Here is a 16,840-nt window from a genome sequence, read left to right on the forward strand (position 1 = left end):
CCTAATGATGGGCCGGGGGGCGGCGGGACTCAAATCCGTTGTGTTGCGGGGTCGCCTTCGGGCTACAGGTTACCGTCGAGCGCCTGACCCAGCAGGTAGATCAGGGCGCTGGCCTGCACGGTCTCTTCCGGTCCGACCGGCTCGGTCGATCCGTCGAGCGCGCGGGCCGCGAGGCCCTCCTTGCTGCCGATGAGGTCGGCGATGCGCGCGTCGATTGTGTGGGCGGCGATGATGCGCCAGGCGGTGACGGGTTCGTCCTGCCCGATGCGGTGCACCCGGTCGATGGCCTGCGTCTGTTCGGCCGCAGTCCAGCTCAGCTCGGCGAGCACGACGTTCGAGGATGCCTGCAGGTTGACGCCGACACCGGCAGCGGTCAGCGAGCACACCGCGATGCTGACGTCGGGATCGTTGTTGAACGCGTCGATCGCAGCTTGGCGGGCCAGCGCGGTCTGGTCCCCGCGCAGCGACACCGTCTTCAGGTCACGCTTGGCGAAGATCTCCTCCGCGGCATCCATGACGTCGATGTGCTTGGCGAAGAAGACGACCTTGCCCACGGACCGCGCCAGCTGGGCGGCATAGTCGGCGGCGAGGCCGGCCTTGGCCTGGCCGATCTTGCGCACCATCGTGAAGACGTTCTCCCCGGTGGTCTGGCCCTTGGAATCTTCGAGTTCGGCGAGGGCGACCGCACGAATGTACGCGGTGCGGGTCTCCGCCGGGGACAGCGACGAGTCGCCGCGGTCCTTGCGGGCCGCGATGAGCGCCGTGTAGCGCTTGACCAGGCGGGCGCCGAGTTCACGTTCGGCCTGCCGGATGGAGCGGCCGAGGTCGTCGTCGAGTTCGACGGGAAGGTCGGCGACACGCTTGGCCGGCAGGTCGGTGGCGACGTCGACCTTGCGGCGACGAACGATGCCCATGTCGATGACCGAGGCGCGTGCTTCCGGGTAGAAACCGACATCCGCCGGCGTCAGGCCGGTGTCTTCGAGAGCCTGCAGCAGTTGGGGTGCGGGCTTGTCGCCCTCGATCCAGCCGAGGAACTGCCAGATCGCCCGAAAGTCGTCGACGTCGTTGATGAGCGGGGTTCCGGTGAGGGCCATCAGCAGCGGGTTCGGGGTGCGGCGGCGGATCTGCTCCGCGAGGGCCAGCACGTGCTTCGACCGCTGCGACTGCAGGTTCTTGATGAAGTGGGCTTCGTCGACGACCATGCCCTTGAACCCGAGCGAGCCGAGCCAGGCGAGGTGCCGGTCGAGCACGTCGTAGTTGACGACGACGACGTCGGCGAAGGCGTCGAGGGTGTCGCCGTCGCCGTGGATCACGGTCGCGCGGCGGTTGGGTGTCCACAGTTCGACCTCGCGGGCCCAGTTCATCTTGACGACGTTCGGCACGATGGCCAGCAGCGGGTAGGAATTGGTGACGGATGCCGCGAGCAGGCTCTGCGCGGTCTTGCCCAGTCCCGGCTCGTCGGCGAGCAGATAACTGCGGTGGCCCTGGCGTGCGCTCTCGATGAAACGCGCCTGGTGGCGCATGAGTTCCATTCCGGGGGGCGACAGCCGGTCGAGCCGGGGGGCTTCGGGCATGTCCATGCTCGCGGCCTGGCCACCGGAGCCGTACTCGAAGGATTTGAAGAGCGGGCCAAGCAGTTCCCAGTTGGCGAGCCGGCGGGCGCGGGAGACGGGCGGCGGCGCTGCCGCGCTGAAGTCGGGGGCGAGAAAGGGATTGGCGAGCTGGCGGGCCTTGACCGACTGGGGCACGACCTGGCCGACCGGCATGACCGGTTTGACCTCGGGTTCGCGGCTGATGATGAGTTCGTCGGGGCTGAGTGCGGCGCCGGATTCGAGCAGCCAGTCCCGACGGAAGCGCTGGGCGACCGTCGACACCGAGGCATCCGGTTCGAGCAGGGTGATCAGGCTGGTGTCGCGCGCTGCGGTGCGGGCGAGGATCTGGGCGATTCCGTCGAGGCGTTTCAGCAGTTCGGCGCGGTTGCCGTCGGTCTGGTCGCTGTCGCCCTTGACGCGGGCGCGTTCCTCGCGCATGAGCAGCGCGATGACCTGGAATTTGGTGCGATTGGTGGGGCCGAGCTTGCCGCCGGTCTGCGCCTTCGCCTCGACCTCGCGCACCTTGCGCGCGAGGATCGGGATGATCGGGGCGTCGTCGTCGCGCGAACGCGGACGGGTACGCCGGGGCGCATTGGTCCGGCCGGAGCCGGTGGTCTGGTGGCGAGTCTGGGCCATTGTTCTCCACTTCACAGCAGCACGGCACATGTGGACCGCGCTCGTCGGTGGCGGCGGCCGGGCACGAGGTTCCGTGGACGTCGACGCGATCGACACGCTGAACCCCGGATCGAGCATCGTGACGTCGGATCTGCAGTGACTACATGCGCAGTGACTGCATAAACAACGGCACGGTCGAATTGGTGATCGGGTTCTCCAAGCGCGGTTCCAGTGTACGCCCGCGAGGCGTTCCCGACCGACCGCCAGTCCGGCGGGTCCAGGCTATTTATGGACCGGCACTTTGGTACGCACGCCGACGACGATGAACACGATCGCGCCGGCCATCTGGGCGAAGGCCCACCCGGTTCCCTCCAACGGCAGGATCGCCACCGGGTTCCAGAGCACCGCGATCGGCACCAGGCCGAGGAGCCACCACCACGCTTTGGCCTGGATCACGAAGACACAGAGGATCAGCGCGAGGATGCTCGCCGCGTAGCGGATGACGATAAAGCCCTCGCTCTCGAGCAGGGCGATGCCGGCCAGCAACGCGATCGCTCCGAGCAGGCCGGGGGCCAGCGCTGCGCGGGTGAAGGTCGGTTCGAGGGGGGTTCCCATGCGTGTCATCAGTTACCGCCTCCCCCGCCGCCGCCACCGCCGCCGCCGGCGGATCCCCCGCTCATGCCCGAACTCGACGAGCTCGCCGCACTTCCCGACCAGGCGGCCGTGGTCGTGGCCGAGAATGCGCCGATGCCCGCCGCGAAGTAGAGGGCGTTGAAGCTGCCGCTTCCGACGTACCAGTCGGGCTGCGTCTCAGCGCCCTGATAGTACTCGCCGAGCACGCTCGACCACTCCTTCTCCTGGCCGAAGAGCACCGCGTAGGGCAGCACCCGCTCGTACAGCTTGAGCACCCGACTCGGGTCTGACCCGCCGTCGAAGCCGGGCCGCGGCCGACCCGGGGAGCGCAGCGCTCCCTCGGGACTCTGCAGGACACGAAGTCGATCGACTTCGGCGAGGGCAATATACAACTTGAGGCCTTTCAGGTAGTCGCGCAGTTCCGCGCCGGTCGCGGTGAGCGGGCGCACGGACCCGGCCACCACCACGGTCGTGATCGCGGTGAGGATTCCCACGATGACGGTCACGATCGGCCAGGCTCCACCGATCTCCGTCACCCCGGCGATGAAGCTCGCGATGGCCGCCACCCCGCCGAACACGCAGCCGAGCACGAGCAGCCAGGTGCGCAGGGCACCACCGGGCTGGGTGCGATACCCGGCCGTGAGCATGCCGCGACGCACGAATGCGGTCACCTTGAGCAGCGCCGCGGTGAGCTTCGCGTCCTTTGCCTGCAGGTCACGGCGACCGCCGGGTGCCATCCCGGGAAAGAGCAGGTTCAGGATGCCGCGCTCGGTCTCGTCGATACCGTCACTGCTCCGCAGTTCCAGCGCATAGTGCGGGGTCGCCGAGGCCTTCACTGCTCCGGCCTTCTTCTTGGCACCGGCCTTCGTGCCGATCGGCTCGGTCTCGATCACCCGGAGGTTGCCCCGAACAGCGAGGCTGAGGAACAGCGCGGCCATCGCCTTCGTGGTTCCGCCGGCCACGTCGCTCGCCTGCAGCAGGTTGACTCCGCGGGGCGGCAGGTACTCGGCGATGATCGTCGGGCGGCCCGGCGCGTGCCGCCAGGCTGTGGCGCGCGCGATGATCGCACCGATCATGACGAGCAGCGCGAGCAGCGCCGCCCCGGCTGCGATGCCGGGAAACGGGGTCGCCGTGAAGGAGTCGTCTCGCGGGGTGAAGGTATCCGCCGCGAACTCGGCGACGATCGTGAGGGTTTCGCGGGGGGCCAGGTCGGTCGCGGCGACGGTGACCGACGTGGCGGCATCCGCTTCGGAGAGATCCAGCGTGCCGCATCCCCGGGTGGAGCCCTGCGCGCCGCGATAACAGGCAGTGTTGCCGGTGAACGAGTCGGCGATCTCGTCGTCGAGGGTGACCGTCGCCGAGATCTCAGCGATCGGCTGGGTGAAGCCGGTGCCGTTGACGTCCCAGTAGAACTCCTGCTGGTCTGAATCGTCGGGGTTCAGCACGACGTGGGTCTGGCTGTACGTGATGACATAGGTCTGGGCGCCATGCACGAAGTCGTCGTCGCTGATCACGAGCAGTTCGAGGTCGTCGTCGGCTGACTCGGTCTCGAAGTCGCGGGGGACGCCGTTTTCGTCGGTCACGCTCTCGATCTCGAGACCGGTGGGGTCACCCTCATAGTGCGTGGGGATGGCACGGTTGAGGCCGTGGTTCTGGTCGCTCTCAGGAAAGCGGGCCACGATCGTTTCGACCGTATTCAGGGTGGAATACCCCTCGGCGGTGATCCCGAGCTCGAACTCGGAGTGCCACGAGTCGAAGGTGAAGTCATCAACGTCTGCAGAAGCGGCCGTCGGCACGGCGACGAGAGCGGCGCAGACCAGTGCCACCGCGATGACGAGGCGAATCGGTCGACGCATACCGTAAGTCTACCGAGCGGGTGCCGGTCGGGCCTCCCCCACCGGACGGACCCGGCGTCGCACGCGGGTGCGGATCTGTAGCAGCCTAGGCGTGCTGGATGGGGATCGACGTGGTCGACGGCGGCAGTTCGAAGAGCATCTCGAGTCCGGGACGCAGCTCAGCGACCCAGGCCTCGTAGCCGGCGTCGGTGAGGTGCAGTTGATCCTCGGTGAAGTCGGGGCCCAGCTCGCCGTCGGGCGTGGACAGGGCCGGCCACAGGTCGAGATAGCGCACATATTGGGTCGGGGCGTACTGCCAGATGTGCCGGTTGATGGACCTGATGGTCTCGGCGAAGTCCTTGCCGCGCGGCAGCAGTGATTGCACCAGGATGCGGGTCTCCGGCAGCCGTTTACGCAGGGAATGCATGATGGTCTCGAGGTTGCGCACGACGTACTCGTCGCTCTTGCGCCACCCGAGGTCATTGGTTCCGACGCCGATCACGATCGCGTCGGGTCGAAGCTCGACGACAGCGTCCAGTGCGCCGAGCACATCATCGGTGGTGTTGCCGGCGACCGCCAGATTGAGGATGTCGTACTCGGGAAACCAGTGTTCCCACTGGCCGCCCACGGTTAGTCCGTCGCCTAGAAAAGCAATTGAAACAGTCACAGTAGCCTCCCGATCGCTTCCATCATGCCTCGGAAGAGGGCATGCCCGCCAGTCTTCGCAGCCGATCCTAGGCTCGCAGCACCGGGCTCTCGGCCGCCGCGGTCGCGGTGATGCGATTGGCCATCCCGCTGAAAATCACACCGTGGAACGGCAGTATCGAGAACCAATACAGCCGGCCGCCGAGGCCGCGGGGAAAGAACACCGCGCGCTGACGGTACATCGAACCACCGTCATCCGCCGGCGTCACGGTCATTTCAAGCCAGGCCAGGCCGGGAACGCGCATCTCGGCGCGCAGGCGCAGAAAGCTGCCGTGGTCGATCTGTTCGACCCGCCAGAAATCGAGCACCTCGCCGGTGTGCAGCTCGTCGGGGTGACGGCGACCACGACGGAGACCAACCCCGCCGACGATCTTGTCCATCCAGCCGCGCACCGCCCAGGCCAAGGGGAAGGAGTACCAGCCGTTGTCGCCGCCGATACCCTCGATGACCCGCCAGAGGTCGGCCGGTTTCGCGGGGGTGTGCATCTCGCGCAGGTCGGTGTAGACGATGTGGCCGGCCCAATCGGGGTCGCTCGGCAGCGGGTTGCTCGACGCTCCTTCGATAGAGGAGTTGCGCCAGCTGGTCTCCACGTCGCCGACCTTCATGCGGCCCAGGGCCAGCTTGACCGCCGTGCGATAGCCCGTGAGACCTCCGGGCGGCGGCGGGATGACACCGTCGATGTCGTGTTCGTTCACGACGCAGTCGTACTGCAGCGAGGCGATGATCGGGATGGCCAGGCTGCGCGGGATCGGAGTGACGAGGTTCACCCACTGCGAGGCCAGCCACGGGGTCAGCACCGGCAGCGACGCGATCGCTCGCTGGCGCAGGCCGGCCTCGAGGGCGTAGCCGTTCATCATCTGCCCGTAGCGCAGCACGTCGGGGCCGCCGATGTCGAAGGTGCGGTTGATCTCCGGCGGGAGGCTTGCTGCGCTCAGCAGGTAGTAGAGCACGTCGCGCACGGCGATCGGCTGGATCTTGTTGCGCACCCACTTGGGCGCGGGCATGTAGGGCAACACGTCGGTGAGGTGCCGGATCATCTCGAACGACGTCGAGCCGCTGCCGATGACGACCCCGGCCTGGAACGCGACGGTCGGCACGCCCGAGTCGAGCAGGATACGACCGACCGCGGTGCGGGAGCGGAGGTGTTCGGACAGTTCGGCGGTGTCGGGGTGCAAGCCGCCGAGGTAGACGATGCGCTTCAGACCGGCCTGCCGTGCCGCCGCGGCGACGTTACGGGCGCTCGTCAGTTCAATCTGTTCGAAGTCACCGGCGGCGCCCATGGAGTGCACGAGGTAGTAGAAGACCTCGATACCCACGACCGCCCGGTCGACGGAGGCCCGGTCGGTGAGGTCTCCCTCGAAGATCTCGACCTGGTCGGCCCAGGGCACGTCACGGAGTTTCTCGGGCGTGCGCACGAGCACGCGCACCGTGTGCCCGGCCTCGAGCAGCCGGGGCACGAGGCGCCCGCCGATGTATCCCGTCGCGCCCGTTACCAGTACCGTTTCAGCAGTCATTTTCTTACCCTATCCGGATACCTTACCGAGTTAGCTGAACGCCTCCCGCCAAAGCGGCTCGACCGGCGAGCCCGCTGGACTAGTAGTCGTTGAGGAGCCCGTTCACCCGCTCATTGACCTCCGTCAGGTCCGACGGGTCCAGCCCGAACGACAGCACCCGGTCCATCGCGTTGGTCATGACCGCGTTGATCTCCACGGCAGCACCGGACAGCGGAAAGAGCACGGTCGTCTCATCGTCGATGTGCGTCGTGAAGGCGTCGATGTCGAACCCGGTCTCGGCGAAGGCCGCCTCGGCGTCGTCGCCGACCGAGCTGATCGACGGAAACACGACTCCGGCCTCCGCGACAACCTGCTGGCAGTCGGTCGAGGCCAGGTACTGCACCCATTCCCACGCCGCCGCCTTCTTGGTGGAGGACACGGAGATCGAGTCGGCCAGCGAGTTGAACATGCTCGCCCGCTCACCGTCGACGCCGGCCGGTGTGGCGGCCGTATTCAGGTTCACCCCCTGCAGTTTGTCGAAGGTGTTGATGTTCCATGCCCCGTCGGTGACCATGGCGTAGGAGCCGGCCTGCAACTGCGTGGACAGGCTCGCGCCCACGGTCTGCGCGAGCGGCGGCATGTAACCCTTCTCGATCAGCCCCCGCCACCAGGCGATGGTGTCCTGAAAGCGCTCGTCGTCGTAGTTGAGCGTGCTGCCCCAGGTCGGTTCGTCCATGGAGGTCCAGCCCGTCGTCGCCGCGAGCATCGACCAGCTGAGCTGCCCGTAACCGCCGCCGGAGTCGTCGAGCCCCAGCCCGAACGTCTCGACGCTGGTCTTGTCGAAGCCCGCTTCGTTGCCGCGCACCCCGTTGGTGTCGACGGTGAGGCTCGCGATCACCTGCTCATAGCTGCCGCCGTCGGTGGGGTTCCAGGTCATCGCGGCGAGGTCGGCGGCGCTGATTCCGGCATCCGTCGTCATGTCCTCGTTGTAGAAGATCGCGACGGTGTCCCAGTCCTTGGGCATGCCGTACTGGTTGCCGTCCCGTCCCTGCCAGAGTTCGAGGGTGCCGTCGACGAAGCGGGTCGTGTCGATGTCGGCGGCGTTGATCAGCGGATCGAGGTTCTCGATGAGGCCGCGTTCGGCGTAGTCGCCGTATTTCGAGCTGTGGTCCACGAACACGTCGGGCGCCGAGTTCGCGACGAACGAGGTCATCAGCTTGTTCCAGTAATCGTCGTAGCCGTACTGTTCGATGGCGATGGTGATATCGGGGTGCAGCAGCTCGAAATCATCGGCGCACTGCTGGTAGACGGGCATCTGGTTCGAGTCCCACATCCAGTAGCTCAGTTCGCCGGCCTCACCCCAGGCGCCCTCGGCGGTTCCGGCCTGGGCGCAGCCGGCGAGGGTCACGGTGACGGCAACGGCGATGACGGATGCCGCGGTGCGCCGAAAACGTCGGCGCGGCTGGTGCGTGTGGCTGGTCATTTGATCCCCGAGAATCCGATCGAGTTCACGATCTTTCGGCTGAAGACGATAAAGAGAAGGAGGATGGGCAACGCGGCGAGCAGGGCGGCGGCCATCAGGCCGGCCCAGTCCGGGGTGCCCTGCGGGGTCTGCGAGCGGAACACGCCGAGCGCGACGGTGAGCACGCGCACGCTGCTGTCGCTGCCGACCAGCAGCGGCCAGAAATATTCGTTCCAGGCCTGGATGTACTGCAAAATGGCGAGGGTCGCGAGGGGGCCGGTGCTCATCGGCAGGATGATGCGGAAGAAGATGCGCAGGTGGCCGGCCCCGTCGAGCCGGGCGGCTTCCTCGACCTCGCTGCTGATGCCCAGGAAGAACTGCCGCAGGAAGAAGATCGCGAACGGCGTCATGAAGAAGAAGGGCAGCACGATGCCGGCGTAGGTGTTGATCAGGCCGAGGTCGCGCATCAGCAGGAAGTTGGGCAGCTGGGTGAAGATCGGCGGCACCATCAGTGCGATGAGGAACAGGAAGAACACGGCGTTGCGGCCGGGCCAGCGCAGCCGCGCGAACGCGTAGGCGGCGAGCGCCCCGAAGAAGACCTGGCCGGCAGTGATGATCGTCGCCACGAGGACGGAGTTGAGCAGGTAGCCCCAGAAGTTGAGACTCGCCCCCGAGCCGCCCTGAGCCTGCGCCTCGGCGGTGGTGGCGAGGCCGAGCACCCGTTCGAAGGCTCCCCAGGTGAACTCGACCGGCAGGAGTGAGCCCGGGTCCGTCGCGAGGGCGGCGCCGTTGGACAGTGCCGTGCGCAGCATCCAATAGAAGGGGAAAAGGGTGATGAGCATGAAGGCGCCCATGGCGACCCAGGCGATGATCTTGCCGGTCGGGGGCCGCACGCGGCGGCGTTTGGTGGTGCCGGGTGTGGTGGCCGTGGATGTGGTGGCCGTGGTGGATGTGATGGGAGCGGGATCGGTGGTGGTGGTCACGGTGGGTCCTAGTTCAGGTCTGATTCGCCGGCCCGGGTGAGGCGCAGCTGCACCGCCGCGATCACCCCGAGCACCGCGAGGAGTACGACGGAAATAGCGGAGGCGTAGCCGAAGTCGAGGCGTTGGAAGGCCAGATCGAAGATGTAGTACTGCACGACCCGGGTGGCGTCGCCGGGGCCACCGCTCGTCGTGACGGCCACGGTGTCGAACACCTGGAACGACCCGATCATGGTGATCACGAAGACGAGGGCGAGCACCGGCCGCAGCAGCGGAACGGTGACGCGCCAGAACATCTGCCACTCGCTCGCGCCGTCGGTGCGGGCGGCCTCGTAGACATCCTTCGGAATCATCTGCAGCCCGGCGAAGATCAGCAGCGCCGTGTAGCCGAGGTGACGCCAGGTGTTGACGAGCGCGATCGTCGGGATAGCCCAGGTTTCGTCACCGAAGAAGGCGATGGCGTGGCCGCCGAGAGCCTGGATGCCCTCGTTGACGATGCCGATCTGAAAGTCGAGCATCCAGAACCAGACCAGCGCGACGACGACGTTGGCCACGAGGTAGGGCATCACGACGACGCTGCGGATGAAGGTCGACTGGGTGAGCCGGTGCATCAGCACCGCGAGGGCCAGCGCGAGGACGGTCTGCAGCGCGATGTTGATCGCGACGTACAGCAGCGTTGCCCGCGCGGAGTTGTGGAACGTCTCGTCGGTGAACAGCCGGGCATAGTTGTCGAGCCCCACCCACACCGGCGCCGTGAAGACGTCATAGTCGGTGAAGCTCAGATAGATGCCGCGCACGGTCGGCCAGAAGTAGAACACCGCGAAGCCGAGCAGCGAGGGCGCGATGAACGCGATGGCGACCCAGGTCTGTCGGCGTACCGCGCGCCTGTGGTTGCGTTTCGAATCCGGCCGGGCGGGGGCATCCGTCGTGGTCGGTGTCAGGGTGAGGGTGGACATCTCAGCCCACCCGGGTGACGCGCAGCAACAGCAGCTGTTCGGGGTGCAGGGCGGGCATCTGCAGTCCCGATTCGGCCAGCACCGAGCCGGGCAGGGTGACGCCGCCGTCGCCGAGCCAGGGCAGCGTCGTCGTCGACCGACAGTTTGGGCGGTCGCCGGGGTACTGGGCGGCCACCCGATAGGTGCCGGCCGGCTCGAGGCCCGGCAGCACGACCGGGCCCGAAATGGCGGTCAGCGGCGTGGTCAGCTGCACGAACGCGAACAGGGCGTCGGTCTCGCCCACGACACCGTGCAGCAGAGCGGATGCGTCGGCGTGGTCGGCGCGCACCACCCGGCCGGTGTGCAGCAGGCCACGGAGCTCCTTGTAGAGGGAAACCCAGTCGGCGAGTTCGGCGCGCTCGGCCTGGGTTGCCCGCGAGATGTCCCATTCGATGCCGAAGTGGCCGAAGAGGGCGGTTCCGGCGCGGAAGCTGAGCGCGTGACTGCGGCCGGTGGTGTGGGCCGTCGGCGAGCCGACGTGCGATCCGACGAGTTCGGGCGGCACGAGCTGGCCGGTCCAGCGCTGAATCTGCTGGCGTTCGAGCGGGTCGATCACGTCGCTGGCCCAGATGCGATCGGTGCGTTCGAGAATCCCGAGGTCGGCGCGACCGCCGCCCGACGAACAGGATTCGATCTCGACGCCCGGGTGGCGCTCGCGCAGTTCGTCGAGCAGGCGGTACACGGCGAGGGTCTGCTCGTGCACCCCGGCGGCCCCGGTCGGCGAATGGCCGGCCTCGACGAGGTCGCGGTTGTGGTCCCACTTCAGGTAGCCGATGCGGTTGCGGGTCAGGATCTCGTCGAGACGCTGCAGAATGTGGGCGAAGGCCTCCGGATGGCCGAGGTCGAGCACCTGCTGCTGGCGCGACGCTACCGGAAGCCGCCCGGCGGGGGCGAGCATCCATTCGGGGTGGGCTCGCGCGAGGTCGGAGTCGGGGTTGATCATCTCGGGTTCGACCCAGAGCCCGAATTGCAGGCCGAGGCCGGTCACCCTGTCGATCAGCGGGTCGAGGCCGTCGGGCCAAACCGTTTCATCGACGTACCAGTCGCCGAGGCCGGCGCTGTCGTCGCGGCGGTGGCGGAACCATCCGTCGTCGAGCACGAAGCGTTCGGCGCCCACCTCGGCGGCCGCCTCTGCCAGTTCGGTGAGGCGACCGAGGTCATGGTCGAAGTACACGGCCTCCCATGTGTTCAAGACGACCGGCCGCGGCGACGACGGATGCCCCGGGCGAGACCGCAGGTAATCATGGAACCGTTCGGCGACCTGGTCGAGGCCCCGGCCCCAGGAGGCGTAGACCCAGGGGCTGTCGTAACTGTCGCCGGCGGCCAGGCGCACCTCGCCGGGCAGCAGCAGCTCTCCCCCGCCGAGCACCTGGGTGCCGTTGGAGAGTCGTTCCGCGTATTCGCGGTGGTTGCCGCTCCAGCCCACGTGCAGGGCCCAGACCTCGCCGGCGTTGAACCCGAAGCCGGGGGTCCCGGCGGCGAGGATGAGGGCGGCGTCGGTGCCGGTGCGGCCGCGGCGGCTGTCGCGCAGGTGGGTGCCCACGGCGAACGGCAGACGTTGCGGGGTGCGTTCGTGGCCCCAGCGGCCGGCGAGGTCGAGCAGTTCGCTCGCTCGACGCGGAACGGGCAGGGCCAGCTGCAGGGAATCGAGCACGTACTCGGCTCCGGCGACCCGGGTCACCGTGGCGCGGTGGCGGAACAGGCCCGACGGCAGCAGCTCGAGCCGCAGAACCGTGCGGATGCCGGCTGCGGGGTCGATGGCGGTGGCGGTGAGCGCGACGGCCGTGTCGTCGATGCTGTCGACCGTGGCGGATTCGGCGGTGAACCGCAGGGTCCAGTCGGCCCCCTCCGTGTGACCCTCGATGCCGGGCTGGCCCCGCCAGCCGCCGGACGCGCCGGGCAGTACCTCGACGAGTTCGGGTACGTCGAGGTCGTTGGGAACGACGGCGGGAATACCGGCCCGCACCAGGGCGGCCAGGGAATCGATGCCGAGGTGGCCGAGGTCACCGCCCCAGTAGGCGACGACCGGCAATCGGCCGGCGGTGAGGTCGAGCACGACGCTCACGCCACCGCGGCGCAGGTGCACCACGCCGGTCGCAGGTGCAGTCGTGCCGGTGGGGGCGGGTTCGGTGTTCAGCGGCATTGCTTCTCCTCGACATCACAGCTTTGTGGTGGGCTCCTGATCGGTGAATGATCACGGGAACCCGTGACTTAGTATCACCATGAAACTATGTAGCTGTCAAGTGCACGAGCAGAGTCCGTTTTCGCCCTGGTTTCCCTGATTTTCTGGTAACTTCTTTGAATAGCGGTATTATGTGGCAGGCCCGCCTTCGCTGGCCCAGACGACAGGAATCGAGCGCACGCATGAGCTCACCGGTGACGCCGCCACTGCCGGTGCCGCTTGACGGCATGGCCCACTCGGTCGCCGTGGACGTGCTGCTCAACGGTCCGCTCAGTCGCAAGCAGCTCGCGACCCGACTCCGCATCTCGCCCGGAAGCGTGACCCGCGTCGTGAAGCCACTCGTCGAGTCCGGCCTGCTCGTCGAACTCGCGCCGGTGCCGACGGCGGGCATGGGACGCCCCGAGGAACCCCTCGACACCGAACTGCGCCGCGATTTCTACGTCGGGGTGAAGATCACCGAGACCGCGATCCACGCCGTGGTGACGACCCTGCGGGCGCAGGTTGTGGCCGAGACGACCCATCCGCTGGCGAGCCTTGAACCCGCCGAGGTGGCCCAGGACGTGGCGACGGTCATCGCCGAACTTGCTCAGCGCGGCTATGCGGTGCGCGCCGCCGGCGTGAGCCTCGGCGGCCCGGTTACCGCCGAGGGCTGGGTGTCGGGCGCACCGCTGCTGGGCTGGTATTCGGTGGACTTCGGGGCCCTTCTGCGGCCGCTCCTGAACATTCCCCTCGTCGTGGACAACGACCTTCTCGCGCTCGTGCGCGCCGAGAAATGGTTTGGCGCAGCGAAGTCCTACGACCACTTCGCACTGCTGACCATCGGCTCCGGCGTCGGCTACGGGCTCGTCGTGGGCGGACGCATCCTCGAGGGTCCCGACGCGGGCCTCAGCACGATCGCGCACCTGCCGCTCGACATCGGCGGCGGGGTCTGCGCCCAGGGCCACACCGGCTGCGCCGAAACCATCCTGACCACACCGGCGCTCCTCGGGCGGGCCAGGCTCGCGCTCGGCGATTCCATCACGCACGAGCAACTGCTCGCGCGGGCACCGTCGAACCCGGCGGCCGCAGCCATCGTCGAGACGGCCGCGTTCGCACTCGGCAAGCTCATCGCCTCGATCGCGAGCGTGGCGATGCCGCACAAGATCATTCTCACCGGCGACGGAATCGGCCTGGCCATCGCTGGCGCCGCGGCCCTGCAGCGTGGAATCGAGGCACATCGCGACCAGCGGGCGGCCCCGATCGACCTCGAAGTGCAGGTCATCGGCTTCACGGAGTGGGCGCGCGGCGCCGCCGTCTCGGCCATCGAAACCTTCGTCGTCGGCCGCTGACCCCAGGCTGCCCAGGCCGCCCAGGCCGCCCAGGCCGCCCAGCCCGCGAAGGCGGGTGAGGCGTCGGTCTGAGAACGGCAGACCGACGAGTCAGCCGCTTTCGCGCCTTCCACTGAATCGCCTGCGTTGCCGTGATGGTCGTGATAGTCGTGATGGTCGTGATGGTCGTGATGGTCGTGATGGTCGTGATGGTCGTGATGGTCGTGCGACACATAGTGGCAGCGGCGCAACATCGACACAGGGCCGCCACTCCCCAGTGGCGCGCTGACCGCCACCGCGAGTGGGCGCAAATCGTCCCATGAGGCACGCTGGCCGCACGCGAGTGGGCGCAAATGGCCCCATGACCGCCGGCGAAGGGGCCATTTGCGCCCACTCACATTCGCCAAGGGGCCATTTGCGCCCACTCGTGGCAGCCGCGAGCGCAACACCCGCGCAGCGAACGCCCAGCCCTGCCCCAACCCGCCGATCGGGCACCCCGGCACACCCATGCGCCCGAAAACTGCTCGTGCGCCTGGCAGGCCAGGAGCACGAGCAGTTTGTGGCAGCAGGAGCAGGTTTTCGACGCACGCCAGGTGGTCAGGCACACGCCGTTCCGGCAGTGATGACTAGAGCAGGGACTTGGTGTGCCAGACGGTCTTGGTCTCGGTGAAGGCGAGGATGCGGGCGAGGGAGGGCACGGCATCCGCTTCGGGCGGAAGCACGCGTTTCAGGGTGTCGGCGGCCGCGATCTGCAGGTCGACCCAGTCGAGGGCCCCGGCTCCCAGCAGGTCGAGGGCGTTCACGTCGCCGTGGCTGGCCAGCCACGGCGCGATCTCGGCCGGCGAGCCGGTGAGGATGTTCACCACTCCCCCGGGCACGTCGCTCGTGGCGAGCACCTCGCCCAGGCTGATCGCCGTCAGCGGCGCGGTCTCGTGGGCGATGACGACCACGGTGTTGCCGGCGACGAGGGCCGGGGCGATGGCACTCACGAAGCCGAGCAACGAGCCGCCGGTCTGCGGGGCGACGATGGCGACAACGCCGGTCGGCTCCGGCACCGACAGGTTGAAATACGGGCCCGACACGGGGTTGGCGTTGCCGGCGACCTGCACGTATTTGTCGGCCCAACCGGCGTACCAGACCCAGGCGTCGATCGCGTCGTCGACCTGGGCGGATGCGCCGGCCGCACTGGCCCCTTCGGCCTGCATGATCTCGTCCACGAACTGAGCGCGACGACCCTCGAGCAGTTCGGCGATGCGGTAGAGCACCTGGCCGCGGTTGTACGCGGTCGCCCCTGACCAGCCCTTCAGCGCCGCTCGGGCGGACACGACGGCATCGCGGGCGTCTTTACGAGACCCCTGCGCCGCGTTGGCGAGAAAGTCGCCGGCCGCGCTCGAGACGGCGTAGACGCGGCCGGACTCGCTGCGCGGAAACTTGCCGCCGATGTAGAGCTTGTAGGTCTTGGGAACGGTCAGGCGGGTCATTTGGTGGCCTTCTTTCGGGCGGAGGCGGCCTTGTCGGCGGATACTTTCGCGGTGTCGCCCTTCGCTGCGGCTGCTGCCGTGGTGACGGCGGCCGTCTTCGAGCGGCTGCCGGGGCGCACCGCCGGGGCCAGGTAGGCGGCGAGTCCGTGGCGGCCGCCCTCACGGCCGTAGCCGGATTCCTGGTAGCCGCCGAAGGGGCTGGCCGGGTCGAATTTGTTGAAGGTGTTCGCCCAGATCACCCCGGCGCGCAGCTTGTCGGCGACGGCGAGGATGCGGCTGCCCTTGTCACTCCAAATACCGGCGGACAGGCCGTACGGGGTGTTGTTGGCCTTGGCGATGGCCTCGGCGGGCGTGCGGAAGGTGAGCACCGACAGCACCGGGCCGAAGACCTCATCGCGGGCGATGCGGTGACTCGTCGACACGTTGGTGAAGATAGTGGGAGCGAACCAGAAACCCTCCTGGGGAAGCACGCAGTCGGGGCTCCAGCGTTCGGCGCCCTCCTGCACGCCGATGTCGGAGAGTTCGCGGATGCGCTGCAATTGCTCGGCGCTGTTGATCGCGCCGACGTCGGTGTTCTTGTCGAGCGGATCGCCGACCCGCAGGGTGTTCATGCGGGCCTTCAGCCGGTCGATGACCTCGTCGTGGATGCTCTCCTGCACCAGCAGGCGGCTGCCGGCGCAGCAGACGTGGCCCTGGTTGAAGAAGACACCGCTGATGATGCCCTCGATGGCCTGGTCGATCGGGGCGTCGTCGAAGACGATGTTCGCGCCCTTGCCGCCGAGCTCGAGGGTGAGCTTCTTGTCGGTGCCGGCGACGGACCGGGCGATCATGCGGCCCACGGCGGTCGATCCGGTGAAGGCGACCTTGTTCACGTCGGGGTGATTGACGAGGGCCTGGCCGGTGGCGCCGGCGCCGGTGATGATGTTGACCACACCGTTGGGCAGGTCGGCCTGCTGCAGGATCTCGGCGAACAGCATCGCGGTCAGCGAGGTGGTTTCGGCGGGCTTCAGCACGACGGTGTTGCCGGCGGCGAGGGCCGGTGCGATCTTCCACGCGAGCATCAGCAGCGGGAAGTTCCACGGGATCACCTGGGCGGCGACCCCGAGCGCGGCCGGGTTCGGGCCGACCCCGGCGTAGTCGAGTTTGTCGGCCCAGCCGGCGTAGTAGAAGAACCACGCGGCGGCCAGCGGCACATCGACGTCGCGGCTCTCGGTGATCGGCTTGCCGTTGTCGAGGCTCTCCGCCACGGCGAGTTCGCGGGCGCGCTCCTGCATGAGGCGGGCGATGCGGAAGAGGTACTTGCCCCGGTCGCTGCCGCTCAGGCGCGACCAGGTGCGATCGTAGGCGCGGCGGGCGGCGGCGACGGCGGTGTCGACATCCGCTTCAGTGGCGCTCGCGATCATCGCGATCTGCTTCTCGGTGGCCGGGGAGATGGTCGAAAACGGGGTTCCGTTGCCGAGCTGGAAATCGCCGTTGATGAACAGGCCATAGTCGGGCTTGAGGTTCAGCAGGGCCTGCGACTCGGGGGCGGGAGCGTAGTCAAGAAATTTCATTGTCGTT

General features: G+C 68.0%; 12 protein-coding genes. 1 reads left to right on the forward strand and 11 read right to left on the reverse strand.

Annotation, left to right across the window (positions count from 1 at the left end; all coding sequences use genetic code 11):
* Positions 1-62 precede the first annotated feature (62 nt).
* The 9 genes from D6T64_RS15205 to D6T64_RS15245 all read right to left on the reverse strand — a co-directional run bounded on the left by D6T64_RS15205 (position 63) and on the right by D6T64_RS15245 (position 12,453).
* On the reverse strand, positions 63-2,228 hold the full coding sequence (locus D6T64_RS15205) for a DEAD/DEAH box helicase (RefSeq protein ID WP_119975525.1): 2,166 nt from the start codon (positions 2,226-2,228) through the stop codon (positions 63-65).
* A gap of 261 nt (positions 2,229-2,489) precedes the next feature.
* A complete protein-coding gene (locus D6T64_RS15210; RefSeq protein ID WP_119975526.1) occupies positions 2,490-2,831 on the reverse strand; it encodes a DUF6804 family protein in 342 nt (113 codons plus the stop codon).
* Positions 2,831-4,696 (reverse strand): DUF2207 domain-containing protein, encoded by a 1,866-nt coding sequence (locus D6T64_RS15215; RefSeq protein ID WP_119975527.1) that lies wholly within the window; start codon positions 4,694-4,696, stop codon positions 2,831-2,833. The genes D6T64_RS15210 and D6T64_RS15215 overlap by 1 nt, the downstream gene beginning before the upstream one ends.
* Positions 4,697-4,781: 85 nt before the next feature.
* Positions 4,782-5,342, reverse strand: coding sequence for a GDSL-type esterase/lipase family protein (locus D6T64_RS15220; RefSeq protein ID WP_119975528.1), 561 nt, complete (start codon positions 5,340-5,342; stop codon positions 4,782-4,784).
* A gap of 67 nt (positions 5,343-5,409) precedes the next feature.
* On the reverse strand, positions 5,410-6,894 hold the full coding sequence (locus D6T64_RS15225) for an SDR family oxidoreductase (RefSeq protein ID WP_119975529.1): 1,485 nt from the start codon (positions 6,892-6,894) through the stop codon (positions 5,410-5,412).
* Between the two features lie 79 nt (positions 6,895-6,973).
* The gene (locus tag D6T64_RS15230; protein WP_119975530.1) at positions 6,974-8,356 is read right to left on the reverse strand and encodes an ABC transporter substrate-binding protein; all 1,383 of its coding nucleotides are present in this window, start codon (positions 8,354-8,356) and stop codon (positions 6,974-6,976) included.
* A complete protein-coding gene (locus D6T64_RS15235) occupies positions 8,353-9,189 on the reverse strand; it encodes a carbohydrate ABC transporter permease (protein ID WP_119975561.1) in 837 nt (278 codons plus the stop codon). The genes D6T64_RS15230 and D6T64_RS15235 overlap by 4 nt, the downstream gene beginning before the upstream one ends.
* A gap of 137 nt (positions 9,190-9,326) precedes the next feature.
* A complete protein-coding gene (locus D6T64_RS15240) occupies positions 9,327-10,271 on the reverse strand; it encodes a carbohydrate ABC transporter permease (protein WP_119975531.1) in 945 nt (314 codons plus the stop codon).
* 1 nt (position 10,272) lies between these two features.
* Positions 10,273-12,453 (reverse strand): alpha-galactosidase, encoded by a 2,181-nt coding sequence (locus D6T64_RS15245; protein WP_119975532.1) that lies wholly within the window; start codon positions 12,451-12,453, stop codon positions 10,273-10,275.
* Positions 12,454-12,674: 221 nt separating this feature from the next.
* Here D6T64_RS15245 and D6T64_RS15250 point away from each other — a divergent pair, with 221 nt between their 5' ends.
* Entirely contained in the window at positions 12,675-13,820 is a 1,146-nt protein-coding gene (locus D6T64_RS15250; protein WP_158594899.1) for an ROK family transcriptional regulator, read from the forward strand.
* 605 nt (positions 13,821-14,425) lie between these two features.
* On the opposite strand, the gene D6T64_RS15260 is transcribed toward D6T64_RS15250, so the two are convergent.
* Together D6T64_RS15260 and D6T64_RS15265 are read right to left on the reverse strand one after the other, a co-directional pair.
* Positions 14,426-15,280: an aldehyde dehydrogenase family protein gene (locus D6T64_RS15260; RefSeq protein ID WP_119975535.1), complete on the reverse strand. Its 855-nt coding sequence runs from the start codon at positions 15,278-15,280 to the stop codon at positions 14,426-14,428.
* Positions 15,277-16,833 (reverse strand): aldehyde dehydrogenase family protein, encoded by a 1,557-nt coding sequence (locus D6T64_RS15265; RefSeq protein ID WP_119975536.1) that lies wholly within the window; start codon positions 16,831-16,833, stop codon positions 15,277-15,279. The genes D6T64_RS15260 and D6T64_RS15265 overlap by 4 nt, the downstream gene beginning before the upstream one ends.
* Positions 16,834-16,840 lie beyond the last annotated feature (7 nt).

Origin of the sequence: Cryobacterium melibiosiphilum (genome assembly GCF_003602235.1) — a bacterium.
In the GTDB taxonomy this organism is placed as follows: domain Bacteria; phylum Actinomycetota; class Actinomycetes; order Actinomycetales; family Microbacteriaceae; genus Cryobacterium; species Cryobacterium melibiosiphilum.